This window comes from Shigella sp. FC1967 (genome assembly GCF_001743005.1).
In the GTDB taxonomy this organism is placed as follows: domain Bacteria; phylum Pseudomonadota; class Gammaproteobacteria; order Enterobacterales; family Enterobacteriaceae; genus Proteus.
Genome location: NZ_MIIZ01001179.1, coordinates 1 through 541, shown reverse-complemented (window position 1 = coordinate 541; position 541 = coordinate 1). Strand labels below are relative to the sequence as shown.

General features: G+C 46.6%; 1 protein-coding gene and 1 pseudogene. Both read right to left on the bottom strand.

The genetic code is table 11. The annotated features are described in order from the left end of the window. Positions 1-324, bottom strand: a pseudogene (locus tag BHE89_RS20010) (50S ribosomal protein L2); the annotation flags it as partial. A 19-nt stretch (positions 325-343) separates the two neighbouring features. Continuing rightward, positions 344-541, bottom strand: a 198-nt coding sequence (gene rplW, locus BHE89_RS20005; RefSeq protein WP_128860747.1) for a 50S ribosomal protein L23, incomplete at its 5' end; no start/stop codon positions are given.

The window sequence follows — 541 nt, the reverse complement described above, 5'->3', positions numbered from 1 at the left end:
TTTTGGAGCCAGAATGTAGCGACGTTCACCATCAGCATACAGCACTAAAGCGATGTTAGCTGAACGGTTTGGATCATATTCCAGACGTTCTACTGTCGCAGGGATACCATCTTTGTTGCGTTTAAAGTCAACAATACGGTAAGCCTGTTTGTGACCACCACCAATATGACGGGTAGTGATACGACCATTGTTGTTACGACCACCGGACTTGCTGTTTTTTTCCAGCAATGGCGCATAAGGTTTCCCTTTATGCAGCTCAGGGTTTACCACTTTAACTACGTGGCGACGGCCCGGAGACGTAGGTTTACATTTAACAATTGCCATTGTTCTTTACTCCTCCGACTTACTCAGCGCCGCCGACGAAGTCCAGATTCTGGCCTTCCTTCAGGGTGACGTAAGCTTTTTTCCAGTCGCTACGACGACCAATACGCTGACCGTGACGTTTCACTTTGCCTTTCATCAGCAGAGTGTTAACACTTTCAACTTCGACTTCAAACAGTTTTTGTACAGCTGCTTTAATCTCTGCTTTGGTCGCGTCTTT